The organism is Streptomyces sp. DSM 118878 (assembly GCF_052936595.1).
On sequence record NZ_CP193622.1, the window covers coordinates 6,035,688 to 6,061,297 of the forward strand.

The window sequence follows — 25,610 nt, forward strand, 5'->3', positions numbered from 1 at the left end:
GACAGAAGACGGACTGGTGCCGCGGCCCACTAGGCCCGGGGGAAGGCCCGTCGGTAGTCGCTCGGCGAGACGCCGATCTGCTTGAGGAAGTGGTGGCGGAGGTTGTTCGCCGTGCCGAGGCCGCTCAGTTCCCCGATTCTGGCGATCGGCAGTTCCGTCGATTCCAGCAGGCTCTGGGCCAGCCGCAGACGCTGGTTGAGGAGCCATTGCAGCGGAGTCGCCCCGGTGGCCGCCTGGAGTCGCCGGTAGAGCGTGCGCGGGCTCATCGCGGCCCGTCGCGCCAGGTCCTCGACCGTCAGTGGTTGGTCGAGGTGCGCCCGGGCCCAGTCCAGTACGGGCCCCAGGCCCCTGTCGTCGGTGGCGGGCATGGGCAGGTCGATGAACTGCGCTTGGCCGCCGGGCCGGTGAGCGGGCACCACCATGCGGCGGGCCAACTGGTTGGCGACATGCGGGCCCAGGTCGCGGCGTACCAGATGGAGGCAGAGGTCGAGTCCGGCGGTCAGGCCGGCGCTGGTGAGCACGTCACCGTCGTCCACGTACAGCACCGAGTCGTCGACCTGCACCTTCGGGTACCGCGCGGCCAGTTGGGCGGTGTGCATCCAGTGGGCGGTGGCGCGGCGGCCGTCGAGCAGTCCCGCCTCGGCGAGTGCGAAGGCGCCGGTGCACAGGGAGACCATGCGGGCGCCCGCTTCGTAGGCCTGGCGCAGGGCCGTGACCAGCTCTTGGGGCAGCGGTTCGCCCTCGTCGACGCAGGGGTCGGGTACCGAGGGCACGATCACCGTGTCCGCGCCGGCAAGGCCGTCGAGTCCGTGGCGAGTCCGCAGCGACAGTCCCGTTCCGTCCGCGGCACCGTTCCGAAGGGGCTCGCGCGTACTGCACAGCCGCAGGTCGTACCAGGGGTCGGCGAGGTCGGGCTGCGGCTTCCCGAAGACGGTGCAGGGGATGCTCAACTCGTACAGATCCCACGAGGGGAAGTCGATCTCCTCGGTCACGACCACGGCGACGGAACCAGCGCTCATGCCGCACAGCGTATGGCAGACGGGTGGCAGGAATTTGGTGATCGCCGTCATCGGTGTCACTGGTTCCCGGTCACCGCACGCTGCGATCGTGTCCGTACGTGATCAACCGCCCCGTGCGAACGCAAAGGGAGCACGTGCGGACATAAAGGGAGTTGGCATGAGTTTCGATCGTTCGGCCGTGACCGTCATCGGATTGGGCTCGATGGGCTCGGCGCTGGCCACCGTATTGCTGGAGCGGGGCCACCCGACCACCGTGTGGAACCGTTCGGCGCACAAGGCGCAGTCGCTGGTCGACCGGGGCGCCCGGTCGGCCGCGACACCCGAGGAGGCGATCGCGGCGAGCCCGCTGGTCATCGCCTGCGTACTGGACCACGAGGCGCTGCACGCCACCCTCGACCCCGCCGCGGGCTCCCTGGCGGGCAAGGCCCTGGTCAACCTCACCTCCAGTTCCCCGGAGCAGGCCCAGGAAGCCGCCGCATGGGCCCGCTCGCACGCCGCCGACTACCTCGACGGCGCGATCATGACCACCCCGCCGGGGGTCGGCAGTCCCGAGGTGATGTTCCTCTACAGCGGTTCACCGACCGTCTTCGAAGCCCATCGTCCGACGCTGGCGTCCTTGGGTGACCCTCTGCACCTGGGCACCGACCCGGGCCTGGCCTCCCTCTACGACGCCGCCCTGCTCGGCGTGATGTGGTCCACCATGACGGGCTGGCTGCACGGCACCGCACTGGTCGGCGCGGAGAAGACAGAGGCCACGGCCTTCACCTCCGTCGCGATCCGCTGGCTGAGCACCGTGACCGGGTTCCTGACCACCTACGCGCCTCAGGTGGACGCCGGGCGCTACCCGGGCGACGACGCCACCATCGACGTACAGATCGCGGCCATCGACCATCTCCTCCACGCCGCGGCGGCCCGCGGCATCGACAACGCCCTGCCCGAACTCCTCAAAGCCGTCATGGAGCGGGCCCGGGACGCGGGCCACGGCTCCGACAGCTACGCGAGCGTGATCGAAGTCCTGAAGAACCCGAACCCGACGGCCGGCAACTGACAGCCGGTTCGTACGAGGAGGGGCCCGGCGCACCGTGTCCGTGTGCGCCGGGCCCCTCCTCGATCCACCGTCTACTTGTTCAGGCTCGCCCAGAACTCGTCGAACGACAGCCGCTTGTCCGCGTCGCTGTCCTTCGTGCCGATGACGGCCTCGGCCACCGTCTCGGTCACGTAGAAGTCCCCCATCCTGGCCATGGCGCTCTTCCACTCGGCCGCCGTGACGAAGCCGTCGCCGTCCGCGTCGAACTGGTCGAACGTCTTGCGCGCTTCCTCGATGTCCGCCACCGGATCCACCCCTTCTTGGTGCACTACTGACGGAGGTCAGGGTATCGGCCACCCGACCCTCGGATCACAAGCAGTACACCCATGGCCAGGGACTCCACCGCGCTCGGAACTCTCCTCAGGGAGCATCGGTGTCGGCCGGGGGCTCTGCTCCCAGGAGCGCGAGCAGCCCGGGGAATCTCTTCTCGATGTCCGCGCGTCGCAGCCGGATGCCCTTGCGGTTGCCGTAGTCGATCTCGTCAACGAGACCTGCCTCGCGCAGGACCCGGAAGTGGTGGGTCTGGGTCTGCTTCGAGATCGGAAGCTCGAACGAGTTGCAGCCCCGCTCGCTGTCGCTGTGGTCGGCGGCCAACTTCGTCATCACCGAACGACGGTGCTCGTCGGCGAGGGCACGAAACACCGCACCCAGATCGAGCGCATCGGCCTCCGGACCGTCCAGGTTCTTCCCGGGCACGCGACACCCCCTTCCCTTCAGGTATGGCTTGCATCGTACCTGAAGGGTGTGCTCCACTGAGGTACGAAATGTTTGGTACCTGGGTCCGGTGGTGCTGCCCCGTTGCCGCCGCTCCCTGAGACCAGGGCCGGCACTCGCCGGGGACCTGGTCATCGACACTCCGAGAGGTCATCGTCATGAAGAAGCCCGAGGTGCTGATAGTCGGTGCCGGAATCGCAGGGCCCGCACTCGCCTACTGGCTCTCCCGGACTGGATACCGGCCAACGGTCGTCGAACATGCCCGGCAGCTGCGCTCCGGCGGTAGCGCGATCGTCGTGAAGGGGCCCGCGATCCCGGTCGCCGACCGCATGGGCATCCTCCCGCAGCTCCGCGAGCTCGCCACCCGCAACCGGTCGCTGACCCTGCTCGACCCCGGCGGCAGGCGAATCCTGCGAGTCCCGCTCACCTCGGACAAGGCGCCGACGGTCGAGGTGACCCGAGCCGACCTTTCCGAGGTGCTCCACCGGTCGGCGCAGACCGAGACCGAGTTCGTGTTCGACGACACGGTCACCGCTCTCGACCAGGACGGAGGTGGGGTCGACGTCACCTTCCGGCGGTCCGCGCCACGGCGCTTCGACTTGGTCGTCGGTGCCGACGGGATGCACTCCACGGTACGGCGCCTGGTATTCGGCCCCGAGCGGCAGTTCGCGAGCGACCTGGGCCTGTACGGCGCGACCGTCCCGCTGGAACCCGACGCCATCGAGGACCCGAGCGAGATGACGATGCTGACCGTGCCGAACCGGATGCTGGTCGTCCACCCCTCGCGGACCACCCCGCTCGCGATCTTCACCTTCCGGGCCGCGAAGCCGGCGCCCCACGACCGCAAGAACATCGCCCTTCACAAGCAGACCGTGGCCGACGCCTACGCCGACGTGCGGTGGCGGGCACCGGAACTCGTGGCGGCGTACCTCGACCACCCGGCTCCGTTCTTCGACCCCCTGACCACCCTCCGGGTGCCCTCGTGGTCCCGCGGACGGGTCGTACTGCTCGGCGACGCGGCGGCGGCGACAGCCCTGCTGGGTGACGGGTCCAGCATGGCGATGGCGGGCGCGTACGCCCTCGCGGAAGAGCTCGCCGCCCATCCCGGTGACCACGCCCGCGCCTTCGCCGCCTACGAGTCGCGGCTCCGCCGCGAGGTGGGCCCGCGGCAGCGACGCGTCGGTCTGCTCTCCAGGCTCATGGTGCCCCGCACCCGGCCGGGCCTCGCGGTGCGCAACGCGGTGGGCCGCGCGGTCGGCCGCACGAACCGGGCCGCTTCTCGCGAAGCCGCGAACCGGTAGACCGAGTCCGCACCGACCGCTCACCGGTCGGTGCGCAGCTCCGCGGTGGCTCTCAGCCGGCACGGCGCCGCCATGTCCCACGAGCCCGGCTCGGCGTTCAGCACGCCTCAACCTGAAACGGATCACCCGGATTGATCCCCCAAGCGGAAGCGTGGTGGAGACAATCAGACCTTGATCACGCCGATGCGGGGGCCGCACAGCATGTGGAGGTCTTCGGGGTCTGACGTGAGGACGGTCACAGGGGCGGGTGAGGCGAGTGCGGTGGCGGCCACGATGGCGTCGAGGGCGTACTTGTGGCCATGCAGGCCGGCTGCAGCGAGCAGCTTGCTCGCGTGGCGGGCGATGGCTTCGGCGGGCGGGACGATGTTGACGCGCGAGACGGCGTAGTCGAAGCGGGCTTGGTTGGTTTTGGGGTCGCGGGCTTCGACGAGGGTGACGGAACTGGTGATGACGCGGATGTCCTCGGCCTCGGCGGCGGCGAGCCACTCGGTGAGTTCGGGTGTGCGTCGTACGAGCTTGGACAGGCCTTCGCAGTCCAGGACGAGGGTGCCGCTCACGCGGCGTCCGCCGAGCCGGCCGCATCGCCGCGCAGGAGCGCTCGCTTGGCATCGACCGCAGCCTGGTCGACCGGGCCGTGCTCGGCTTCGGCGTCATCGATGAGTTCGCGCAGCCGGTCGCGCTCCAGTTGGCGCTGGATGAGGGCTTCGACGTAGGCGGACATGCCGCGCTTGCCGGTGCGTGCCTTGAGCGCCGCGATGGTGCCTTCGTGGAGGGACACGGAGACCGGGCGGACGGGACCTTCGCCGGGAGCGGAGTCGGGAGTCGTGGCCATGGAGCCATATTAACAAAACTCTTGTTATTAGGAAGGGTGATGCTGCGGCGTTGCGGCTCGACCGGAGGCAACGGGACCGTGGTCAGTGCTCGAACCTGCGAAAGCAGGATCTGATGCAGGCCCTGACCAGCGCTGAAAGATACGAACGCGCTGGTCAGGGCCTACGGCATCAGCACTCGATGATGTTCACCGCGAGCCCGCCCCGGGCCGTCTCCTTGTACTTGACGGACATGTCCGCGCCCGTCTCCTTCATCGTCTTGATGACCTTGTCGAGGGAGACCTTGTGGGAGCCGTCGCCGCGCATCGCCATCTTCGCGGCGGTCACGGCCTTCACGGCCGCCATGCCGTTGCGCTCGATGCACGGGATCTGGACGAGGCCGCCGACCGGGTCGCAGGTCAGGCCGAGGTTGTGCTCCATGCCGATCTCGGCGGCGTTCTCGACCTTCTCCGGGGAGCCGCCGAGGACCTCGGCGAGGGCGCCCGCCGCCATCGAGCAGGCGGAGCCGACCTCGCCCTGGCAGCCGACCTCGGCGCCGGAGATCGAGGCGTTCTCCTTGAAGAGCATGCCGATCGCGCCCGCCGCGAGCAGGAAGCGGACCACGCCGTCCTCGTCGGCTCCGGGGATGAAGTTCATGTAGTAGTGCAGGACCGCCGGGATGATGCCCGCCGCGCCGTTCGTCGGGGCGGTGACCACACGGCCGCCCGCCGCGTTCTCCTCGTTCACCGCCATCGCGTACAGCGTGATCCACTCCATGGCGCGGGCCTGCGGGTCGCCCTCGGCGCGGAGCTGGCGGGCCGAGTTGGCGGCGCGGCGGCGGACCTTGAGGCCGCCCGGCAGGATGCCCTCGCGGGACATGCCGCGCGAGACGCAGGCCTGCATGACGCCCCAGATCTCGAGGAGACCCGCGCGGATCTCCTCCTCCGTGCGCCAGGCCTTCTCGTTCTCCAGCATCATCGCGGAGATGGAGAGGCCGGTCTCCTCGGCACGGCGCAGCAGCTCGTCGCCGGTGCGGAAGGGGTGCTTGAGCACGGTGTCTTCCGGCACGATCGGGTTGTCGCCCTCGACCGCGGCCTCGTCCACGACGAAGCCGCCGCCCACGGAGTAGTACGTCTTCTCCAGGACCGGGGCGCCCTCGTGGTCGTACGCGGAGATCGTCATGCCGTTGGCGTGGTACGGCAGGGCCTTGCGGCGGTGCAGGACCAGGTCCTCGTCGACGTCGAAGTCGATCTCGTGCATGCCGAGGAGGCTGAGGCGTGAGCTCTGCCTGATCTGCTCCACGCGGTCGTCGGCGCTCTCCACGTCCACGGTGCGCGGCGACTCGCCCTCCAGGCCGAGCAGGACGGCCTTCGGGGTGCCGTGACCGTGTCCGGTCGCGCCGAGCGAGCCGAAGAGCTCGGCCCGTATCGCGGTGGTGTGGGCCATGAGGCCCTCGTTCTTGAGGCGGCTCGCGAACATGCGGGCGGCGCGCATCGGGCCGACCGTGTGGGAGCTGGACGGGCCGATGCCGATCGAGAACAGGTCGAAGACCGAGATGGCCACGGAACACTCCAAGGGGTGGTTGGTAGACGCCGTTGTCTGCCGGGGTCGTGCAGAGGTACAAGGCGGTACAGGTACAGAAACCGCGCCGGGCGACACGTGGTGCGGGGCACCCTGCTCACCATCCAGTGTGCAGGGTGCCCCGACGTTTCGTACGTACGAACTAAAGCGTACAAAATAGCGGTACGAAACTACTTCAGGCCGGGGTAAAGCGGGTGCTTGTCGGCCAGAGCGGTCACGCGGGCCTTGAGGGAGTCGGCGTCGAAGTCCGGCTTGAGGGCCTCGGCGATGATGTCGGCGACCTCGCGGAAGTCGTCGTCCTGGAAGCCGCGGGTGGCGAGCGCGGGCGTACCGATCCGCAGGCCCGAGGTGACCATCGGGGGGCGCGGGTCGTTCGGGACCGCGTTGCGGTTGACCGTGATGCCGACCTCGTGGAGGCGGTCCTCGGCCTGCTGGCCGTCGAGCTCGGAGTGGCGCAGGTCCACCAGGACCAGGTGCACGTCCGTGCCGCCGGACAGGACGGAGACGCCGTGCTCGGTGACGTCCGGCCGCACCAGGCGCTCGGCCAGGGCGCGGGCGCCGTCCAGGGTGCGCTGCTGGCGCTCCTTGAACTCCTCGGAGGCCGCGATCTTGAAGGAGACGGCCTTGGCCGCGATCACGTGCTCCAGGGGGCCGCCCTGGAAGCCGGGGAAGACCGCGGAGTTCAGCTTCTTCGCGAACTCCTTGCTGCGGGCCAGGATGACGCCGCCGCGCGGGCCGCCCAGCGTCTTGTGCGTGGTGGAGGTGACCACGTCCGCGTAGGGCACCGGGTTCGGGTGCAGACCGGCGGCGACGAGACCGGCGAAGTGCGCCATGTCGACCCACAGGTACGCGCCGACCTCGTCGGCGATCCGGCGGAACTCGGCGAAGTCCAGCTGACGCGGGTAGGCGGACCAGCCCGCGATGATCACCTTGGGGCTGTTCTCCTTGGCCAGGCGCTCGACCTCGGCCATGTCGACCAGGCCGGCCTCGTCGACGTGGTACGGGACCACGTTGAACTGCTTGCCGGAGAAGTTCAGGCGCATGCCGTGGGTGAGGTGGCCGCCGTGCGCCAGGTCCAGGCCGAGGATCGTGTCGCCGGGCTTGGCGATGGCGAAGAGGGCGGCCTGGTTCGCGGAGGCGCCGGAGTGCGGCTGGACGTTGGCGTACTCGGCGCCGAACAGGTCCTTGATCCGGTCGATCGCGATCTGCTCGGCGACGTCGACGTGCTCGCAGCCGCCGTAGTAGCGGCGGCCCGGGTAGCCCTCGGCGTACTTGTTCGTGAGGACGGTGCCCTGGGCCTCCATGACGGCGACCGGAGCGAAGTTCTCCGAGGCGATCATTTCCAGGGTCGACTGCTGGCGGTGGAGCTCGGCGTCGACGGCGGCGGCGACGTCCGGGTCCAGCTCGTGGAGAGGGGTGTTCAGAAGCGACATCACACGGTCCCTATCGGTAATGGTCAGCCGGCGGCGAAGGCGGTGTACTCATCGGCGGAGAGCAGATCGTCCGGCTCGTCCGTGATGCGCACCTTGAACAGCCATCCGCCCTCGAAGGGAGCGGAATTGACCAGCGAGGGGTCGTCGACGACGTCCTGGTTGGCGGCGACGACCTCGCCGTTGACCGGGGAGTAGAGGTCGCTGACCGACTTGGTCGACTCCAGCTCGCCGCAGGTCTCGCCCGCGGTCACCGTGTCACCGACCTCCGGAAGCTGCACGAAGACGACGTCACCGAGCGCGTTGGCCGCGTGCTCCGTGATGCCGATGGTCGACACGCCCTCCTCGGCGGCCGACAGCCACTCGTGCTCCTTGCTGTAACGCAGCTGCTGGGGGTTGCTCATGTCCTGAATTCTCCTGTACGCGGATGGGTGCTGCGGAACGGGGACGGTGTGCGTGGGGTCACTCACGGCGCTACGGTGCCGTGGCCCCGCGCACCGAGTGTCACTTCTGGCGCTTGTAGAACGGCAGAGCCACGACCTCGTACGGCTCGTGGGTGCCGCGGATGTCCACGCCCACGCCCCGCGTCCCGGGGGCGGCGTGCCCGGCGTCGACGTACGCCATGGCGATCGGCTTGCCCAGCGTCGGCGACGGGGCGCCGGAGGTGACCTCGCCGATGACCTTGCCGTCGGCGACCACGGGGAAGCCCGCGCGCGGCACCCGGCGGCCCTCGGCGACCAGACCGACCAGCTTGCGCGGCGGGGCGGTCTCGGCGCGCTCGGCGGCGGCCGCGAGGGCGGCGCGGCCCAGGAAGTTCTCCGACTGCGAGGTCTTCTCGAACTTCACGACCCGGCCGAGACCGGCGTCGAACGGCGTGAGCCCGGCGGTCAGCTCGTGCCCGTACAGCGGCATGCCCGCTTCGAGGCGCAGGGTGTCGCGGCAGGAGAGGCCGGCCGGGACCATGCCGACCGGCGTGCCCGCCTCCATCAGCGCGCCCCACAGCTTCTCCGCGTCACCGGGGGCGACGAAGAGCTCGAAGCCGTCCTCGCCGGTGTAACCCGTACGGGCGATCAGCGCGGGGACGCCCGCGACGGTGCCGGGCAGGCCCGCGTAGTACTTCAGGCCGTCGAGGTCGGCGTCGGTCAGGGACTTCAGGATGCCGGGGGACTCGGGGCCCTGGACGGCGAGCAGCGCGTACGCGTCGTGGTCGTCGCGGACCTCGGCGTCGAATCCGGCCGCCCGGCCGGTCAGCTCGGCCAGGACGGTCCCCGCGTTGGAGGCGTTGGCGACGACCATGTACTCGGTCTCGCCGAGGCGGTAGACGATCAGGTCGTCCAGGATGCCGCCGTCCTCGGCGACGATCATCGTGTAGCGGGCGCGGCCGAGACCGACGGAGCCGATGTTGCCGACCAGCGCGAAGTTCAGGAAGTCGACGGCCTCGGGTCCCGTGACCGTGATCTCGCCCATGTGGGAGAGGTCGAAGAGGCCGGCCTTGGTGCGTACGGCGTTGTGCTCGTCGCGCTCGCTGGCGTACCGCAGCGGCATGTCCCAGCCCGCGAAGTCGGTCATGGTCGCGCCGAGCGCGCGATGCACGGCGTCGAGGGCGGTGAGGCGGGGGGCAGTGCTCATGAAGGGAACTCCCAGGGCATGACGGGCGAGGTCGATCCTCCCCATCTGTCATCGGAACCTGAGAGGTTCGCCGCGAGCGTCCCGGCTTCGGGACGTCCGGCTTGCACCTTGGGTGGGACCGTGGAAACGGTCCGCTTTTCAGATGTGCCTCGCCCGCGCGGTACGGGGCCTGAGAGATTCAAGGGAGGGACTTGCTCCTTCGGCGCCCCAGAACGTCATACGCACAACGTCGTACGACGGCTGCTGGGAACTCTCCCGCGCGGATTCAAACGGCCGGTATGGAGTTGCGGGCACATCATTGCACGCGACTCCCGGGAGGGGGACCCGTGGCCCTGGACGCCCCCTTTTGGGGCACCTCGGACCTGGGCACCCTTGTGCCGCATTACCTTCTCTTTACACTTGCCGGGGAAAGCAGTACGTGACAGCTACGGGGAGGCCGATCACGGTGCGCAGCAGGACCAGTGGCTATGCCACGACCACGGGGGTGGCGCTGCCGGGGCAGGCCGCCGCCCCGCCCCGGGAGAGCTGCGTACCGCTGCTTCCGGTGGCCGTCGTCCGGGACCTGCGGCAGCGGGCGGGACACAGCCCGCACCGCCTCACCTTCGACGAGGGCGACCTGGTCGTCGTCTCCGGGCTGCCCGGTGGCGGAAAGTCGACGCTGATGCGGCAGGCCGTCACGGGTCCGCGTGTCGACTCCCAGGACACCCGCGACCGCTGGGCGGCGCGCATGCCGCGTCACCTCCCGTACGCGGTGTACCGCCCCCTCGTCCGCCTCGCGCACTACGCGGGACTGCGCCGCACCCTGCGCTCGGGGGTGAGCGTCGTCGTGCACGACTGCGGCACCCAGACCTGGGTGCGCCGCTGGCTGGCCCGCGAGGCGGCGCGGCGCGGCAGGACGCTGCACCTGCTCCTCCTCGACGTGCCCGCGGACACCGCGCTGGAGGGCCAGCGCGAGCGGGGGCGCGGCGTCTCGCGGTACGCGTTCGCGCGGCACCGCAGGACGATCGGCCGCCTGGTCGGCGACGCCGAGCGGGGCGAGCTGCCGCGCGGCTGCGGCTCCGCGGTGCTCATGGACCGCGCGGCGGCGCGGGTGCTGCGGGGGATCGCCTTCGACCGCTGAGAGCTTGTGTCATAGCCCGGCCACGACACAGGCTCCGAGGACCACGGCGGCGCCCGGCGGCGTTAGGGTCGAGCCGCAGGCAGAGCGGTCGCGAGCAGGGGTTGGACTGATGGATTTTCCGGGGCAGGCACAGGCACACCCGTACGTCGGATGGCCGGGCAACGAACTGGAGGAGGTCCTCGCGGCCTCCCTCGGCGCCCCGGCGTCGGCCGGTGGCCGCATCATCGAGGTGCTCGGCCGCAGCCAGGTGTGGATCCCGCTGCCGAACGGCGGCGGCCCCGACAGCGGCACCCTCGACCTGCCGACCCTGGAGATCGAGGGCCAGGCGTACGTCCCCGTCTTCACCTCCGAGCAGCAGTTCCGCCAGGCCCTGGGCGACGCGGTCGACCGCATGGGGTGCACGGTGGCGCCCGCGGTGGAGTTCGCCCGCGGCCTGCCGCCGCAGCTCGGCATCGCGCTGAACCCGGACGGCACCGTCGGCGCCCCCCTGCCGCCCCCGGCCGTGGCCGAGCTCTGCCGGACGGGGCGCACCCCGCTGGACGGGCCCACCACCGGCGGCCGGGTCCGTCTGTACGAGCCGGACTGGCAGCAGGACCCGGTGGACTTCCTGGCCGCCGCCGCGCGGGAGTTCGAGGCGACGGGGGTCGTGCTCACCGCCCGCCGCTGCCTGGCGGCCATCGAGACCGACGAGCCCACCCTCTTCGTCGGCGTCGAGCTGACCACCTTTGAGGGCAACGCCCGCGAACTGCCGATGGAGGCCCTCGGCCGCGCCCTCGGGCAGGTCCCGGTGGCCTGGCCGGTGAACCTCGTCCTGCTCGACGTGGCGCAGGACCCGGTGGGCGACTGGCTGCGCGCCAAGGTGCGGCCCTTCCACCTCCAGGGCTGAACGCATATCAGTACGCGCCGGGCCCGTGGCCGCGTACGTCAAGTCCGCGCAGGGATCGACGCTTAAGCTGGTTGCATGACCCCGCCGGGGCACATGGCACACCGGCGTCTTCGGGGTCGATCGGGTCCACCAGGTTCATCGTGAAGGGGCGGTTACGGGTGAGTGCGTCGGGCACGGCCGCGACAGGGCAGGTCGAGCAGATGCTGCGCCAGGTGACGCCGGGGCGTTACGACGCGTACGAGGCACTGCTGCGCGCGCTCGCCGCCGACGAGGTGTGGATGCTGCTCTGGCACGGCCAGGCGGGATCGCCCGACGCCCAGTACGGGAACATGGAGGTCGAGGGCCTCGGCTACGCGCCCTGTGTGACCTCCGCCCAGGAGCTGTCCGCCAGTGGCTGGAACCGTGGCCATGAGGTGGTGCGCGGCATCGACGTCGCCCGCACCCTCTACCCCGACCTCTACGGCCTCTGGCTCAACCCGCACGCGCCCGGCGGCGGCGTCGGCATCCCGTGGCTGGATCTGCGCCGCATCGCCTGCGGCCTGGACCTCCTGCCCGCAGGACCGCTCAGGCTGACCGAGCCGGCCATCGAGATCCCTCAGTTCTACGCCCTGCTCGCGCAGAACGCGCACCGCACGTCCGCCGTGCGCTCGCTGCGCCGCGCTTGGGTGCAGCCCGCCCTCGGGGCGCCGTATCTGGCCATCGGCCTCGACGTGTACGACACGTCGCCGCCGTCGATCGACGCGGTGCGCGCGATGATGCAGCAGTCCATCGCCGCCGTCCCCGACGGGCTCCCCGTGTCGACCGTCGCGATGTCCGACGATTACGACCCGGTGGCGATGTGGCTACGAGCCAGCACCAGGCCGTTCTACGACCGCGAGGCCCAGGCCGCGCCGGCGCCCGCGGGCGGTTACGGCTACCCGGCGCAGTACTGACCGTTACTGAACAGCGCGAACGGAGACGATGTCCGTTCTGGTGTGACAGGGGCCCTATGGTCTCCCGTGGCGCTTTGTGACCCAACTGCCCCGTGTTCGCACCCCGTTCACACGCGTCCGCATAACGGAACACCTCGAACAGCATCACGGTTGCGCATCCATTCACCTTCAAGACTGGTAACAGATCGCGACGTGGATGAAGACTCCCGCTCCAGGGGCCTTCGCCCCTGTGTACGACGGACGATCACGTCGCTACAGCGGCAAGTGCGGGCCGGTCACCACCGGTTGAGAGGGGTCCCTGCCACGATGACGGCACCATTGCATGACACACCTGCGGACGCGGACCCGACTGAGGACGTCGCTCCCGCAGCTGGTGCAGGGGTGAAGAAGGTCGAGGGTCGGTCCCTCAAGCAGATCGCCTGGAACCGCCTGAAGCGGGACAAGGTCGCCCTCGCGGGCGGCATCACCGTGGTTCTCCTGGTCCTGGTCGCTGTTTTCGCGCCCCTGATCGTGAGCCTGCTCGGCCACCCGCCCAACGACTTCCACCAGGACGAGCTCGATGAGCTGACCAACCTGCCCAAGGGCGCGCTCGGCGGTGTGAGCGGCGACTTCCTCTTCGGGGTCGAGCCCAACAAGGGCCGCGACGTCTTCAGCCGCATCGTCTACGGCGCCCGGATCTCGCTCCTCGTGGCGTTCCTCGCGGCCATCGTCGCCGTGGTGCTCGGCACCCTCTTCGGGATCATCGCCGGCTACTTCGGCGGCTGGGTCGACGCCCTGATCAGCCGCGTGATGGACGTGCTGCTCTCGTTCCCGCAGCTGCTCTTCATCATCTCCCTGGTCTCCGTGCTCCCCGACGACCTGCTGGGCCTGACCGGCACCAGCGTCCGCGTCGCGATCCTCGTCCTGGTCATCGGCTTCTTCGGCTGGCCGTACGTCGGACGCATCGTCAGGGGCCAGACCCTTTCGCTGCGTGAGCGCGAGTACGTCGAGGCGGCCCGCAGCCTCGGCGGCGGCAAGCGCCACATCCTGTTCCGCGAGCTGCTGCCCAATCTGGTCGCGCCGATCACCGTCTACGCGACGCTGATGATCCCGACCAACATCCTCACGGAGGCGGCCCTGAGCTTCCTCGGCGCCGGTGTGAAGCCGCCGACGGCCTCCTGGGGCGGCATGCTGCGCGACGCGCTCGAAACCTACGAGCACGACCCGATGTTCATGGTCTTCCCCGGTGTGACGATCTTCATCACCGTCCTGGCCTTCAACCTCTTCGGCGACGGGCTGCGTGACGCGCTCGACCCGAAGGGGACGCGCTAGAAGTCCTCGACCGACTTGCCCCTGCCGCATGTCAGGTGGCTCTACCCCCATGGTTCTCCGGCAGCAGACGGCCAGGGACCGCGAATCTCGGAGGTTACGAGAAAATGCCCACAGTTTCCTCGAAACGTCGGCTCACCGCTGGTGCGGCCCTCGTGGTCGCGGCGCTGGTGACCACCACGGCGTGCGGCGGCGGTGACGGTGACGGAGACGACTCGAAGGGTGCCGGCTACAACGCCGCGCTGAACAAGGTCGCCAATCCCTCGAAGAAGACGGGGGGCACGCTGAAGATGGTCGGCAAGCAGGACCTCGACTCGGCCGACCCCCAGCGTGCCTACTACGGCATGTCGTGGGACTTCATGCGCTTCTACACCCGCCAGCTCATCACGTACGACACCAAGCCGGGCAAGGCGGGCACCAAGCTGGTCCCCGACCTCGCCACCTCCACGGCGAAGATCTCGGACGACGGCAAGACCTACACGTACAAGCTGCGTGATGGCCTGACCTGGGAGGACGGCTCGAAGCTGACCTCCAAGGACATCAAGTACGGCATCGAGCGCGTCTGGGCGGAGGACACCATCACCGGTGGCCCCGGCTACATCAAGCAGACGCTCGACCCCAAGGGCAAGTACAAGGGTCCGTACAAGGGCAAGGGCGAACTCGACGCGATCGAGACCCCCGACGACCAGACCATCATCTTCAAGCTGCCCAAGCGCAACGGTGACTTCGAGCAGTTCCTGGCCATGCCCACCGGTTCGCCGGTGAAGGAGTCCAAGGACACCAAGGCGAAGTACACCCAGCGGCCGTTCTCCTCGGGCCCGTACAAGTTCCAGTCGTACAAGGCCGGCAAGAAGATCGTCCTCGTCCGCAACGACAAGTGGAAGAAGTCCTCGGACCCGATCCGCGCGGCGCTGCCCGACAAGATCGACGTGACGATCTCCGCCAACCTGGAGGAGAACGACAAGAAGTTGATGGCGGGCGACTACGACCTCGACATGAACGGCACGGGCATGACCCAGTCCGGCCGTGTCACCGCCGTGTCGGACCACCGTGACAGCGTCGACAACATGCACACGTCCTTCGTGCGCTACGTCGCCCTGATCCACACGGCGGAGCCCTTCGATGACACCCACTGCCGCAAGGCCGTCTTCTACGCCACCGACTTCGCGAGCCTCCAGCAGACCCGCGGCGGCAAGGTCGCGGCCGGTGACATCGCCAACAGCACCTTCCCGAAGGCGATCCCGGGCTACAGCGAGTACGACCCGTACGGAGTCCTGGAGCGCAAGGGCAAGCCGGACCTGGCCAAGGCCAAGGACGAGCTGAAGAAGTGCGGCAAGCCGAGCGGCTTCTCCACCAAGCTGACCGCCCGCAACAACAACCCGGGTGAGGTCGACGCGGCCGAGGCGCTCCAGGAGCAGCTCAAGAAGGCCGGCATCAACGTCGAGGTCGACGCCCTCGACGGCGCCGACACCGCCAGCATCACCGGCTCGCCCTCCGTCGTGAAGAAGCGCGGCTACGGCATGACGATGAGCGGCTGGGGCCCGGACTTCCCGTCCGGCCAGGGCTACGCGCAGCCGCTGTTCGACAGCCGCTTCCTGAACCCGACCGGTAACTACAACGAGTCGCAGATCAAGGACAAGAAGGTCGACGGCCTCTTCGACAAGGCGATCGCGGAGACCGACCCGGCCAAGGCCGGCGAGATCTACAAGGAGCTCGACAAGAAGATCCTCGACAACGCCGACTGGATGCCCTTCCTCTACGAGAAGAACATCACCTGGCGCGGACCGCGGCTGACCAACGCCTACATGTCAGACGGCTACAACGGCCGTTACGACTACGTCTCCCTCGGCGTCGTGAAGTAACAGCACCCGCAGCACCCGTAGTTGGCAGTACCCGTAGTTGAACGAACACCGCCGCCGAATCCCGCCAGTCCGAAGGGCAGGTGATGGCCCCGGGCGGTGGCCGGGACCCCTCACAAGGGGGTCCCGGCCACCGCCGGGCCGCGCACAGTGCTTGCTTATCTCATCCGGCGCCTGATCGCCGTAATCATCATGGTGCTGGTCGTACTGCTCGCGACCTTCACCGTCTTCTTCATGCTGCCCAAGTGGGCGGGACAGGACATCGCCGTCCTCTTCGCCGGCAAGGCCACCGGAGCCGAGCAGATCGAGGGCATCCGGACCAAACTGGGTCTCAGCGACCCGCTGCTCGTCCAGTTCTGGGACTTCATCAAGGGCATCCCGATGGGGCGCGACTACGTCAACGGCAGTGACGTCACCCACTGCCCGGCGCCCTGCTTCGGATACTCCTTCCGTACCGAGGCGCCCGTCTGGGAGACCCTCAAGGAAGCGCTGCCCGTCACCGGCGCCCTCGCCGCCGGAGCCTGTGTGCTGTGGCTCGCGGGCGGTGTCCTCGCCGGTGTCATCTCCGCGCTCCGCCGCGGCACCATCTGGGACCGCGCCGCGATGACGACCGCCCTCGGCGGCGTCTCGCTCCCCGTCTTCTTCACCGGCATGATCGCGATGGGCGTCTTCGTCCACAATCTCGGCTGGGTGAAGATCGCGGACAGTCTCAGTACCGACGACTCGATCGACGTCTGGCTCCAGACGCTGATCCTGCCGTGGATCGTGCTCGCCTTCCTCAACGCCGCGATGTACGCACGACTCACCCGCGCCACCATGCTGGAGGTGCTGGGCGAGGACTACATCCGCACCGCGCGCGCCAAGGGTCTCAGCGAGAGCATCGTCATCCGCAGACACGCGCTGCGCTCGGCGATGACCCCGATCCTCACCGTCTTCGGTCTCGACCTCGGCGTCCTGATGGGCGGCGCGGTGCTCACCGAGTCCACGTTCAACCTGCCGGGCCTCGGCCTGGAGGCGGTCAGGGCCATCAGCAGCAAGGACCTGCCCGTCATCCTCGGCGTGACCCTGTGCGCGGCGCTCGCGATCGCCGTGGCCAACCTCGTCGTCGACCTTATGTACGCCGTCATCGACCCGCGAGTGAGGCTGGGATGACCGAACTGTCCAAGAGCGGAGCCGCGGTGGGCGAGCCCGTCGCCGACTCCGCCGCTCCCTCCGCCTTCCTCGAGGTACGCGACCTCAAGGTGCACTTCCCGACCGACGACGGCCTGGTCAAGTCTGTCGACGGGCTCAACTTCTCGCTGGAGAAGGGCAAGACCCTCGGCATCGTGGGCGAGTCCGGCTCCGGCAAGTCGGTCACCTCGCTCGGCATCCTCGGCCTGCACACCGCCGGCCAGTACGGCTCCCGCAAGGCGCAGATCTCCGGCGAGATCTGGCTGAACGGCCAGGAGCTGCTGAGCGCCGACCCCGTCACCGTACGCAAGCTGCGCGGCCGCGAGATGGCGATGATCTTCCAGGATCCGCTCTCCGCGCTGCACCCGTACTACTCCATCGGCAAGCAGATCACCGAGGCGTACCGGGTCCACAACGACGTCGACAAGAAGACCGCCCGCAAGCGCGCCATCGACATGCTCGACCGCGTGGGCATCCCGCAGCCCGACAAGCGGGTGGACTCCTACCCGCACGAGTTCTCCGGCGGCATGCGCCAGCGCGCGATGATCGCCATGGCGCTCGTCAACAACCCCGAGCTGCTCATCGCGGACGAGCCGACCACCGCCCTGGACGTCACCGTCCAGGCGCAGATCCTCGACCTCATCCGGGATCTGCAGAAGGAGTTCGGCTCCGCCGTCATCATGATCACGCACGACCTGGGCGTCGTCGCGGAGATGGCCGACGAGCTCCTGGTCATGTACGGCGGCCGGTGCGTGGAGCGCGGGCCCGCGGAGAAGGTCTTCTACGAGCCCCAGCACCCCTACACCTGGGGTCTCCTCGGCTCGATGCCCCGCATCGACCGGGAGGAGACCGACCGGCTCATCCCCGTCAAGGGCTCGCCGCCCAGCCTGATCAACCTGCCGAGCGGCTGCGCCTTCAACCCGCGCTGCCCCTACGCGGACGTCCCCAAGGACCAGATCACCCGCCGCGAGCGTCCCGACCTGCGTCTTGTGGCCGACGGGCACTACTCGGCCTGCCACATGTCGCAGGAAGAGCGCAGCCGGATCTGGACCGAAGAGATTGCGCCGAAGCTGTGAACGATGCCGCGAAGGACCAGCAGGACCCGAAGGACCCGAAAGACACCGCGAAGGGCCAGGAGATGACGATCCCGGCGCAGGCGAAGACGGAGACGAAGAGCTCCCCGGAGCCGCTGCTCAAGGTCGAGGGCCTGGTGAAGCACTTCCCCATCAAGAAGGGGCTGCTCCAGCGCCAGGTCGCGGCCGTTCAGGCGGTCGACGGGCTCACCTTCGACGTACGCCCCGGCGAGACGCTCGGCGTGGTCGGCGAGTCCGGCTGCGGGAAGTCGACGATGGGCCGGCTCATCACCCGGCTCCTGGAGCCGACCGGCGGCCGTGTCGAGTTCCAGGGCACGGACATCACGCATCTGAACACCGGCGGCATGCGTCCGCTGCGCCGTGACGTCCAGATGATCTTCCAGGACCCGTACTCGTCGCTGAACCCGCGGCACACGATCGGCACGATCGTCGGCGCGCCCTTCAAGCTCCAGGGCGTCAAGCCCGAGGGCGGCGTGAAGAAGACCGTGCAGGAGATGCTGGAGCGCGTCGGGCTCAACCCGGAGCACTACAACCGCTACCCGCACGAGTTCTCCGGCGGCCAGCGCCAGCGCATCGGCATCGCGCGGGCGCTCGCCCTGCGGCCCAAGCTGGTCGTCGCCGACGAGCCGGTCTCGGCCCTCGACGTCTCCATCCAGGCGCAGGTGGTCAACCTCCTGGACGACCTCCAGGACGAGCTCGGCCTCACGTACGTGATCATCGCGCACGACCTGTCGGTCATCCGGCACGTCTCCGACCGCATCGCGGTCATGTACCTCGGCAAGATCGTGGAGCTGGCGGACCGCAAGGACCTCTACTCCACGCCGATGCACCCGTACACCAAGGCGCTGCTCTCCGCCGTGCCGGTGCCCGACCCCAAGCGGCGCGGCGTCAAGAGCGACCGCATCCTGCTCCGCGGCGACGTCCCCTCGCCGATCGACCCGCCCACCGGCTGCCGCTTCCACACGCGGTGCTGGAAGGCGACGGAGATCTGCAAGACCAAGGAGCCGCCGCTGGCGCTGCTCGCCACGGGGCACCAGGTGGCGTGCCACCACCCGGAGAACGCCGACGACCAGGCGCCCGAGGACACCAAGCTGCTCTCGGCCGCCAAGGAGGCGATCGAGGTGGTGACGGTGGTCGCCAAGGCGGAGGAGCCGGAGGCCACGAAGCCCGAGGTTGCCGAGGCGCCCGTCGCGAAGGACAAGGGTCAGAAGTCGACCGACAAGGGTCAGAAGTCGACCGACGGCTAAAGCAAGTTGACCCGGGCAAAGTACGCGCTTCGGGTCATGTACATGCCCTAACGGGAGAGTGCAGAGTCTGCGTGTCCGTTCCATCGGACACCCCATCGGAACGCGTTCGAAGGGAAGACTCATGGCACTCTCCCGTTCGGCACGTCTGGGCGCACTCGCGACCGCGACGCTCTCGTTCTGTCTGATCGCCGCCGCCCCCGCGCCCCACCCCGGCTCCGACGGCGTCGGCGACCCGTACTTCCCGAAGCTCGGCAACGGCGGCTTCGACGTACGCCACTACGCCCTCGACCTCGCCTACGAGCCGGACACCGACCGCCTGGACGGCCACGCCACGATCACCGCGCGCGCCACCCGGAACCTGTCGTCCTTCCACCTGGACCTCCAGAAGCTGGGGGTCACACGTGTCGAAGTGAACGGCAGACGGGCCCACTTCACGCGCGACGGCGACGAGATCCGCGTCACGCCGCGCGAAGCCCTGCGCAAGAACAGGACGTTCGAGGTGAGCGTCGCCTACGGCGGTGTGCCCGAACCCCTCGGCGGCCCCATCGTCTTCGGCTCCGAGTACGGCTGGATGAAGACCACCGACGGCGTCTTCGTGGCCTGCGAGCCCAACGCCGCGTCGACCTGGTTCCCGGCCAGCGACCACCCCTCGGACAAGGCCACCTTCGACATCCGCGTCAAGGCGCCCAAGGGTCTGACCTCCGTCTCCAACGGCCGCCTGGTCGGCACGTCCACCAAGGGCGGCCACACCGTCGCCCACTGGCGGGAGTCGAAGCCGATGGCGACCTACCTCGCGACCGCCACCATCGGGAAGTTCGACGTACGGACCGGGAAGACCCCGGGAGGCACGCCCATCTACGTGGCCATCGACCCCGCGCTGCCGGCGAGCGACGTCGACGTGTACGGCGTCACGGCCGAGGTCACCGACCACTGGTCGAAGGTCTTCGGTCCTTACCCCTTCGAGGAGACCGGCGCGATCGTCGACGACTTCCCGCAGGCCGGGTACTCCCTGGAGACCCAGACCAAGCCGGTCTACTCGGCCGTGCGCTCCGAGGGCACGATCGTCCACGAGCTGGCCCACCAGTGGTTCGGCGACTCGGTCACGGTCGAGAAATGGAGCGACATCTGGCTCAACGAGGGCTTCGCGACCTACGCCCCCTGGCTCTGGAACGAGCACAAGGGCCGCGCGAGCGCCCACGAGGCCTTAGTCGCCGCGTACGAGGCGCGCCCGGCCGACTCCCCGTTCTGGCAGACCGTCGTCGGCGACCCGCAGCGCGACACGATGTTCTCCTCCGCCGTCTACCAGCGGGGCGCGATGACGCTCCAGGTGCTCCGCGAGCGCATCGGGGACAAGGACTTCTTCAGGCTCCTGAAGACCTGGGTGCAGCAGAACCGGTACGGCAATGTCAGCACCGGCGACTTCGTCCGGCTCGCCGAGAAGGTCTCCGGCGAACAACTCGACCAGCTCTTCCGCACCTGGCTCTTCACCAAGGGAAAGCCGACGCTCGGCTAGGCGACATACGCGGCGAAGGGGGGCGGGAGGGCGCGGGGAGGCGGGTGGAGAGGAGGCAGGGAGGCGGGCGGAGAGGAGGCAGGGAGGTGGGCGGAGGGGGCAGGGGGGCGCTCGGGTAAGAATGGCGCGTGCTCCAGGATCTGTTCACCCCCTCCGTCCAGCACGCGCTGGACATCGTGGGAATCTTCGTCTTCGCGATCTCCGGCGCGCTGCTCGCCGTGCGCAAGAACTTCGACGTCTTCGGCATCGCCGTGCTCGCCGAGGTCACCGCGCTGGGCGGCGGGCTCTTCCGCGACCTGGTCATCGGGGCGGTCCCGCCGGCCGCCTTCACCGACCTCGGCTACTTCATCACCCCGCTCTTCGCGGCCCTCCTGGTCTTCTTCCTCCACCCGGAGGTGGAGCGCACCCAGCTCGCGGTGAACGTCTTCGACGCCGCCGGGCTCGGACTGTTCTGCGTCACCGGCACGACCAAGGCCTACGACTACGGCCTCGGCCTCACGGCGTCGGCCGCCCTGGGGCTGATGACGGCGGTGGGCGGCGGCGTGCTGCGTGACATCGTCGCCAACGAAGTGCCTTCGCTGGTCCGCTGGGACCGGGACCTGTACGCCGTGCCCGCGATCGTGGGCGCCGCGATGGTCGCGCTCTGCATCCACTACGACCAGCTCACCGGCCTCACCACCACCGTCGCCATCCTGACGGCGTTCACGCTCCGGCTCCTCGCGATGCGCTACCACTGGCGGGCGCCACGGGCCTGGCACCGCCGCTCGACGGCGGTGGAGCCGGAGGTGGAGGAGACGCCGTGACGCGCCGCGAGTGAGGGGTACGCGGTGCCTGTGGTTCGTGTGGTGCGTGCGGTGCGCGGGAAGCGGTGCGGCGGGGAAAGCTACCGCTCAGTAATCACATGTTGTACGTTGCTGTCATGGCAACGGCAGCATCAATTCCCGCATCGGTGCGCGCGAGCATCGGCGACAGCGAGTTCGACCGCGACACCACGGTCACCCGGCGTGAACCCGGCGTGTACGACATCGACCTCTCCGCCGGGTGGACGATCATCAGCGCCGTCAACGGCGGCTTTCTCCTGGCCGTCATCGGCCGCGCCCTCGCCGACGCCCTGCCGCACGCCGACCCGTTCACCGTCTCCGCGCACTACCTCACCGCGTCGAGCCCCGGCCCCGCCGTGATCCGCACGGACGTGGTGCGCGCGGGGCGCACGCTCTCCACCGGGCAGGCCTCCCTCTTCCAGTACGACGAGGAGGGCCGCGAGGTCGAGCGGATCCGGGTGCTCGCCTCGTACGGAGACCTCGGCGCGCTCCCCGAGGACGTCCGCACCACCGCGGAGCCGCCCGCGATCCCGCCGCTGGACCAGTGCTTCGGCGCGCAGGACGCTCCCGGCGACCGGCCCGTCCCCGGCAGTTCGGCCATCGCCGACCGCCTCTTCCTGAAGCTGGACCCCGCCACGCTCGGCTGGGCGCTCGGTGAGCCGTCCGGCAAGGGTGAGATGCGGGCCTGGTTCGGCCTGGCGGACGGCCGGGACGCGGACCCGCTCTCGCTGCTGCTCGCGGTGGACGCGCTGCCGCCGACCGCGTTCGAGATGGGCCTGACCGGCTGGGTGCCGACCGTGGAGCTCACGGTGCACGTACGCCACCGCCCGGCCCCGGGACCGCTGCGCGTCGCGATCACCACGCGCAACCTCGCGGGCGGCTTCCTGGAGGAGGACGCGGAGGTCTGGGACAGCGAGAACCGCCTGGTCGCCCAGTCCCGCCAGCTCGCACGGGTCCGCCTGAGCTAGCCACGGGGTCCCGGCGGGGATGGCCGACGGGGGTGGCCGGCGGGGGTGGCCAACGGGCGCGGGCTCCGGGGGCCCCGCGACCGTGGGGGATCCTTGGCCGTGGGAGATCCTTGGCCGGTGAAGTCCGACCGGTTGCTCTCCATCATTCTGCTGCTCCAGACGCGCGGGCGGGTGCCCGCGCACGAGCTCGCCGAGCGGCTGGAGGTGTCCGTCCGCACCATCTACCGCGACGTGGAGGCCCTCTCCGCCTCCGGCGTCCCGGTCTACGCCGAGCGCGGGCGGCACGGCGGCATCGAACTGCTCGCGGGGTTCCGCACCGACGTGACGGGGCTGACCGCCGACGAGTCGCGGGCCCTGTTCGTCCTCGCCGCCCAGGGGGCGCACGCCGCGCTCGGCCTGGACGCGGCGCTCGGCTCCGCACTGCGCAAGGTCATGGCCGCGCTGCCGGAACCGCACCGCCCCGCCGCCGAGGTGACCAGCCGCCGCATCCTCGTCGACGCCTCACGCTGGCTGCGGGGGCCGGAGGCCACCGTCGACCTGGAAGTCCTGCGGGACGCGGTCTTCGCCGACCGCCGCGTCGGCCTGCGCTACCGCCACAGCGGCGACGCCGTGCCGAAGGAGTACACCGTCGACCCGTACGGCCTCGTCTCCAAGGCCGGGGTCTGGTACCTCGTCGCCGACCTCGACGGTGCCCCGCGACTCTTCCGCGCCGACCGGATCCGCTCGGCGGTCCTCAGCGAGATGCCGGTCGTCCGGCGCCCCGGCGTCGAGCTCGCCGACGTATGGGCGCTGTTGAAGCGCCGGGTGGAGGACCGCCCCGGCGGCATCGACGTGACGGCCCGCGTCCGGCGCACCCGCTTCGACCAGTTCCTGCGGATGAACGGGAACGCGGTCACCGAAGTCCTCGACGGTGACGGTGACGATGAGGGTGAGGGTGACGGCGAGAGTGCGGGGGAGTGGGTGACGGTCCGCCTCGCCTACGGAGTGGCCGGCGAGGCACGGATGCTGCTGCCCTTCGCCGACAACGTCGAGGTCCTCTCGCCACCCGAGGTGCGCGACGAACTCGCCCGAGCGGCGGCATCGGTCACCCGGCTGTACGGGCGGGACCCGTACGCCCCGGACGCCCCCACAGTCACAGCCGCCCCCACAGCCACCCCCACCGTCACCGCCGGCCCCGCAGGAAGCGGCCAAGCTCCGCGGTGAGTTCGGCGGGCGCGTCCTCCTGTACGAGATGGCCCGCCCCCTCGATCAGCCGCAGCTCGGCACCGGGGATCGCCGAGGCCAGCTGGTGGCCGAACCTCGGCGGAATCCAGGTGTCCTGCGCGCCCCAGCAGATCAGCACCGGCAGGTCGAGCTCGCCGTATCTGCCCTGGATCTCGTCGGTGTGGCGCTGGTCGTTCTGTTCGATCTGGCGGTAGAACGCCGGCCTGCCCTCCTCGCCGCACCAGGGTTCCACCAGGCGGTCGAGCACCGCGGGGTGCAGTCCGCGATGGCTCGCCGAACCCACGTACTCGCGCACGAGCGCCTCGTGCAGCTCGGGCGGGAGCTGCGCGAACACCCCGGAGTTGGCGCCGAGGAGGCGGTAGGTGGCCGTGCCCCACGGGGCGAGGGCGACCGCGTCGACGAGGGCGAGGCGGTCGTAGCGGGCGCCGTGCAGCAGTCGCGCGCGCAGGGCGACGCAGCCGCCGAAGTCATGGGCCACGACGGCGGGCCGCTCAAGGCCCCAGTGGTCCAGCAGCTCGGTGAACACGTGGCCCTGCGCCGCGAGCGAGACGTCCTGCCCGTCCCGCATCTCCGAGGCGCCGTATCCGGGCAGGTCCCACACGTACACGCGGTGCTCGACGGCGAGGGCACGGGCGACGCCCCGCCAGACGTACGACGAGAAGGGCGTGCCGTGCACGAGGACCACGGGCGGAGCGTCGGCGGGACCGAGAGCCGCCCAGCGGACGGTGCCCGTCGGGCCGGCGAAGGTGCGGTCGAGGGCCCAGGTGTCGCGCGCGATCGTCATGAGCGTAGAGGCTAGTTGCCCCTTACGGGAGAGTCGAGGGCATTACGCATGGCGTTCGTCCAGCCAGTGGCGGCGGCCCAGGCTGACGAGGCGGAGCTGCCGGCGCGCCGTGACCGCCACGCGCGCGGCGGCCTCCGGGTCGTCCCCGGCCTCCATCAGCGCCGAGGCGGTCATCACCATGTGGTCGACGTACATCCCGGCGAGCATCAGCAGATCGTCCTCGGCCCAGCCGGCCGCCCCGGGCTCGCGGGCGAACTGCTCCTTCACCTCCTGGGCGAAGAGCGCGAGTTGCCCGCGGATCGCGGCCCGCACCGGCTGTACGCCGCCGTGCTGCTCGCGGGCGATGAAGCGGACATGGGCCGGGTGGGCGCGGACGTAGGCGGCGATCAGCTCGACGGTGGCCGCTATGCGCTCCTCGCCGTCGTCGTCACCCACGCGCTCGCCGGTCGCGGCGAGCAGTGCGGTGAGCGCCGTGTGCAGGCTGTTGAGCGCCTCCTCGACGAGCGCCACCCCCAGGTCGGCCGTGTCGCGGAAGTGCCGGTAGAAGGCGGTCGGGGCCACGCCTACGGCGCGGGTGACCTCACGCAGGCCCAGGCTGCTGAGGCTCTGCTCGGCGAGGAGCTGGAGCGCGGCGTCCATGAGAGCCTGCCGGGTCTTCTGCTTCTGGGCCTGCCGGGCGCCGAGGGTGTGACTCATGCCATGCAGTTAACAACTGTTCTCCGAGTTTTGAAAGCGCGGCAGCGAGTACTCTGAAGTCAGTGAACAGTAGTTACCACAATCGTTCACCGAACGGACGCTTCCGTACGCACCGCGTCTGTGCGCACTGCGTCTGACGCACGCGTCTATGCGCACCGCGTCTGTACGCACCGCGTCTGACGCACCGCATCGGTTCAACGAGTCGAGAGGGATCTCATGCTCTTCCTTGTCGCCGCCCTTCTTCTGCTGGGTGTCGCCATGGGTTCCGTGGCCCACGTCCCGCTGCCGGTCACCCTGGTCGCCGCCGCCGTCATCGGCGTCTGGCTCGTGATCTTCGCGATCCGCGAGCGCAGCCGCGCGGGGCACCACTGAGCGCTGAGCCGGGCATCACCGCGGATCCGTACTCCACCTCACCTCC

26 protein-coding genes and 2 riboswitches are annotated in these 25,610 nt (G+C 69.8%); of the genes, 15 read left to right on the top strand and 11 right to left on the bottom strand.

Features of this window, described 5'->3' with window-relative positions:
- Positions 1–29 precede the first annotated feature (29 nt).
- Complete coding sequence (locus ACRAKF_RS26915; protein WP_447042198.1) at positions 30–998, bottom strand: GlxA family transcriptional regulator; 969 nt, start codon at positions 996–998, stop codon at positions 30–32.
- A gap of 178 nt (positions 999–1,176) precedes the next feature.
- On the opposite strand from ACRAKF_RS26915, the gene ACRAKF_RS26920 reads away from it, so the two are divergent.
- On the top strand, positions 1,177–2,067 hold the full coding sequence (locus ACRAKF_RS26920; protein ID WP_447040123.1) for an NAD(P)-dependent oxidoreductase: 891 nt from the start codon (positions 1,177–1,179) through the stop codon (positions 2,065–2,067).
- Between the two features lie 71 nt (positions 2,068–2,138).
- Here ACRAKF_RS26920 and ACRAKF_RS26925 read toward each other — a convergent pair whose 3' ends face one another.
- Both ACRAKF_RS26925 and ACRAKF_RS26930 read right to left on the bottom strand, forming a co-directional pair.
- Entirely contained in the window at positions 2,139–2,351 is a 213-nt protein-coding gene (locus tag ACRAKF_RS26925; protein WP_447040124.1) for an EF-hand domain-containing protein, read from the bottom strand.
- Positions 2,352–2,466: 115 nt separating this feature from the next.
- Positions 2,467–2,802, bottom strand: a complete 336-nt coding sequence (locus tag ACRAKF_RS26930; protein WP_447040125.1) for an ArsR/SmtB family transcription factor — start codon at positions 2,800–2,802, stop codon at positions 2,467–2,469.
- Positions 2,803–2,978: 176 nt separating this feature from the next.
- Between ACRAKF_RS26930 and ACRAKF_RS26935 the strand changes: the two genes are divergently transcribed.
- A complete protein-coding gene (locus ACRAKF_RS26935; RefSeq protein WP_447040126.1) occupies positions 2,979–4,121 on the top strand; it encodes an FAD-dependent monooxygenase in 1,143 nt (380 codons plus the stop codon).
- Positions 4,122–4,285: 164 nt separating this feature from the next.
- Here ACRAKF_RS26935 and ACRAKF_RS26940 read toward each other — a convergent pair whose 3' ends face one another.
- From ACRAKF_RS26940 to gcvT, 6 genes are all read right to left on the bottom strand, one after another.
- Positions 4,286–4,678 carry a type II toxin-antitoxin system VapC family toxin gene (locus ACRAKF_RS26940; RefSeq protein ID WP_447040127.1) on the bottom strand — a complete coding sequence of 131 codons (393 nt, stop codon included), beginning with the start codon at positions 4,676–4,678 and terminating at the stop codon, positions 4,286–4,288.
- Positions 4,675–4,953 carry a hypothetical protein gene (locus tag ACRAKF_RS26945; protein WP_447040128.1) on the bottom strand — a complete coding sequence of 93 codons (279 nt, stop codon included), beginning with the start codon at positions 4,951–4,953 and terminating at the stop codon, positions 4,675–4,677. Before ACRAKF_RS26945 ends, ACRAKF_RS26940 begins: the two co-directional genes overlap by 4 nt.
- 169 nt (positions 4,954–5,122) lie before the next feature.
- Positions 5,123–6,493 carry an L-serine ammonia-lyase gene (locus tag ACRAKF_RS26950; RefSeq protein WP_447040129.1) on the bottom strand — a complete coding sequence of 457 codons (1,371 nt, stop codon included), beginning with the start codon at positions 6,491–6,493 and terminating at the stop codon, positions 5,123–5,125.
- Between the two features lie 188 nt (positions 6,494–6,681).
- Entirely contained in the window at positions 6,682–7,944 is a 1,263-nt protein-coding gene (gene glyA / locus ACRAKF_RS26955) for a serine hydroxymethyltransferase (protein WP_447040130.1), read from the bottom strand.
- A gap of 23 nt (positions 7,945–7,967) precedes the next feature.
- Positions 7,968–8,345: a glycine cleavage system protein GcvH gene (gene gcvH, locus ACRAKF_RS26960; RefSeq protein WP_062771242.1), complete on the bottom strand. Its 378-nt coding sequence runs from the start codon at positions 8,343–8,345 to the stop codon at positions 7,968–7,970.
- A 100-nt stretch (positions 8,346–8,445) separates the two neighbouring features.
- Positions 8,446–9,570 (bottom strand): glycine cleavage system aminomethyltransferase GcvT, encoded by a 1,125-nt coding sequence (gene gcvT / locus ACRAKF_RS26965; protein ID WP_447040131.1) that lies wholly within the window; start codon positions 9,568–9,570, stop codon positions 8,446–8,448.
- 35 nt (positions 9,571–9,605) lie between these two features.
- Positions 9,606–9,718: riboswitch (glycine riboswitch) on the bottom strand.
- A riboswitch (glycine riboswitch) is annotated at positions 9,719–9,838 on the bottom strand. It abuts the riboswitch before it with no gap.
- A 171-nt stretch (positions 9,839–10,009) separates the two neighbouring features.
- On the opposite strand from gcvT, the gene ACRAKF_RS26970 reads away from it, so the two are divergent.
- From ACRAKF_RS26970 to ACRAKF_RS27025, 12 genes are all read left to right on the top strand, one after another.
- Positions 10,010–10,690 carry an AAA family ATPase gene (locus ACRAKF_RS26970; protein WP_447042200.1) on the top strand — a complete coding sequence of 227 codons (681 nt, stop codon included), beginning with the start codon at positions 10,010–10,012 and terminating at the stop codon, positions 10,688–10,690.
- A gap of 109 nt (positions 10,691–10,799) precedes the next feature.
- Positions 10,800–11,576, top strand: coding sequence for an enhanced serine sensitivity protein SseB (locus ACRAKF_RS26975; RefSeq protein ID WP_447040132.1), 777 nt, complete (start codon positions 10,800–10,802; stop codon positions 11,574–11,576).
- Positions 11,577–11,734: 158 nt separating this feature from the next.
- Entirely contained in the window at positions 11,735–12,508 is a 774-nt protein-coding gene (locus ACRAKF_RS26980; RefSeq protein ID WP_447040133.1) for an enhanced serine sensitivity protein SseB C-terminal domain-containing protein, read from the top strand.
- A 306-nt stretch (positions 12,509–12,814) separates the two neighbouring features.
- Complete coding sequence (locus tag ACRAKF_RS26985) at positions 12,815–13,819, top strand: ABC transporter permease (RefSeq protein WP_447040134.1); 1,005 nt, start codon at positions 12,815–12,817, stop codon at positions 13,817–13,819.
- A gap of 104 nt (positions 13,820–13,923) precedes the next feature.
- Positions 13,924–15,678 (top strand): ABC transporter substrate-binding protein, encoded by a 1,755-nt coding sequence (locus tag ACRAKF_RS26990; RefSeq protein ID WP_447040135.1) that lies wholly within the window; start codon positions 13,924–13,926, stop codon positions 15,676–15,678.
- 147 nt (positions 15,679–15,825) lie between these two features.
- Entirely contained in the window at positions 15,826–16,827 is a 1,002-nt protein-coding gene (locus tag ACRAKF_RS26995; protein WP_447040136.1) for an ABC transporter permease, read from the top strand.
- On the top strand, positions 16,824–17,921 hold the full coding sequence (locus ACRAKF_RS27000; RefSeq protein WP_447040137.1) for an ABC transporter ATP-binding protein: 1,098 nt from the start codon (positions 16,824–16,826) through the stop codon (positions 17,919–17,921). Before ACRAKF_RS26995 ends, ACRAKF_RS27000 begins: the two co-directional genes overlap by 4 nt.
- 62 nt (positions 17,922–17,983) lie before the next feature.
- On the top strand, positions 17,984–19,186 hold the full coding sequence (locus ACRAKF_RS27005) for an ABC transporter ATP-binding protein (protein WP_447042201.1): 1,203 nt from the start codon (positions 17,984–17,986) through the stop codon (positions 19,184–19,186).
- Between the two features lie 121 nt (positions 19,187–19,307).
- Complete coding sequence (locus ACRAKF_RS27010; RefSeq protein WP_447040138.1) at positions 19,308–20,699, top strand: M1 family metallopeptidase; 1,392 nt, start codon at positions 19,308–19,310, stop codon at positions 20,697–20,699.
- Positions 20,700–20,827: 128 nt separating this feature from the next.
- The gene (locus ACRAKF_RS27015; RefSeq protein WP_447040139.1) at positions 20,828–21,502 is read left to right on the top strand and encodes a trimeric intracellular cation channel family protein; all 675 of its coding nucleotides are present in this window, start codon (positions 20,828–20,830) and stop codon (positions 21,500–21,502) included.
- A 116-nt stretch (positions 21,503–21,618) separates the two neighbouring features.
- Positions 21,619–22,488 (top strand): thioesterase family protein, encoded by an 870-nt coding sequence (locus ACRAKF_RS27020; RefSeq protein WP_447040140.1) that lies wholly within the window; start codon positions 21,619–21,621, stop codon positions 22,486–22,488.
- 117 nt (positions 22,489–22,605) lie between these two features.
- A complete protein-coding gene (locus ACRAKF_RS27025) occupies positions 22,606–23,691 on the top strand; it encodes a helix-turn-helix transcriptional regulator (RefSeq protein WP_447040141.1) in 1,086 nt (361 codons plus the stop codon).
- On the opposite strand, the gene ACRAKF_RS27030 is transcribed toward ACRAKF_RS27025, so the two are convergent.
- Both ACRAKF_RS27030 and ACRAKF_RS27035 read right to left on the bottom strand, forming a co-directional pair.
- Positions 23,651–24,496: an alpha/beta fold hydrolase gene (locus ACRAKF_RS27030; RefSeq protein WP_447040142.1), complete on the bottom strand. Its 846-nt coding sequence runs from the start codon at positions 24,494–24,496 to the stop codon at positions 23,651–23,653. The genes ACRAKF_RS27025 and ACRAKF_RS27030 overlap by 41 nt on opposite strands.
- 42 nt (positions 24,497–24,538) lie before the next feature.
- Positions 24,539–25,192: a TetR family transcriptional regulator gene (locus tag ACRAKF_RS27035; RefSeq protein WP_447040143.1), complete on the bottom strand. Its 654-nt coding sequence runs from the start codon at positions 25,190–25,192 to the stop codon at positions 24,539–24,541.
- 216 nt (positions 25,193–25,408) lie between these two features.
- Here ACRAKF_RS27035 and ACRAKF_RS27040 point away from each other — a divergent pair, with 216 nt between their 5' ends.
- Positions 25,409–25,564, top strand: coding sequence for a hypothetical protein (locus ACRAKF_RS27040; protein WP_447040144.1), 156 nt, complete (start codon positions 25,409–25,411; stop codon positions 25,562–25,564).
- Positions 25,565–25,610: the final 46 nt, after the last annotated feature.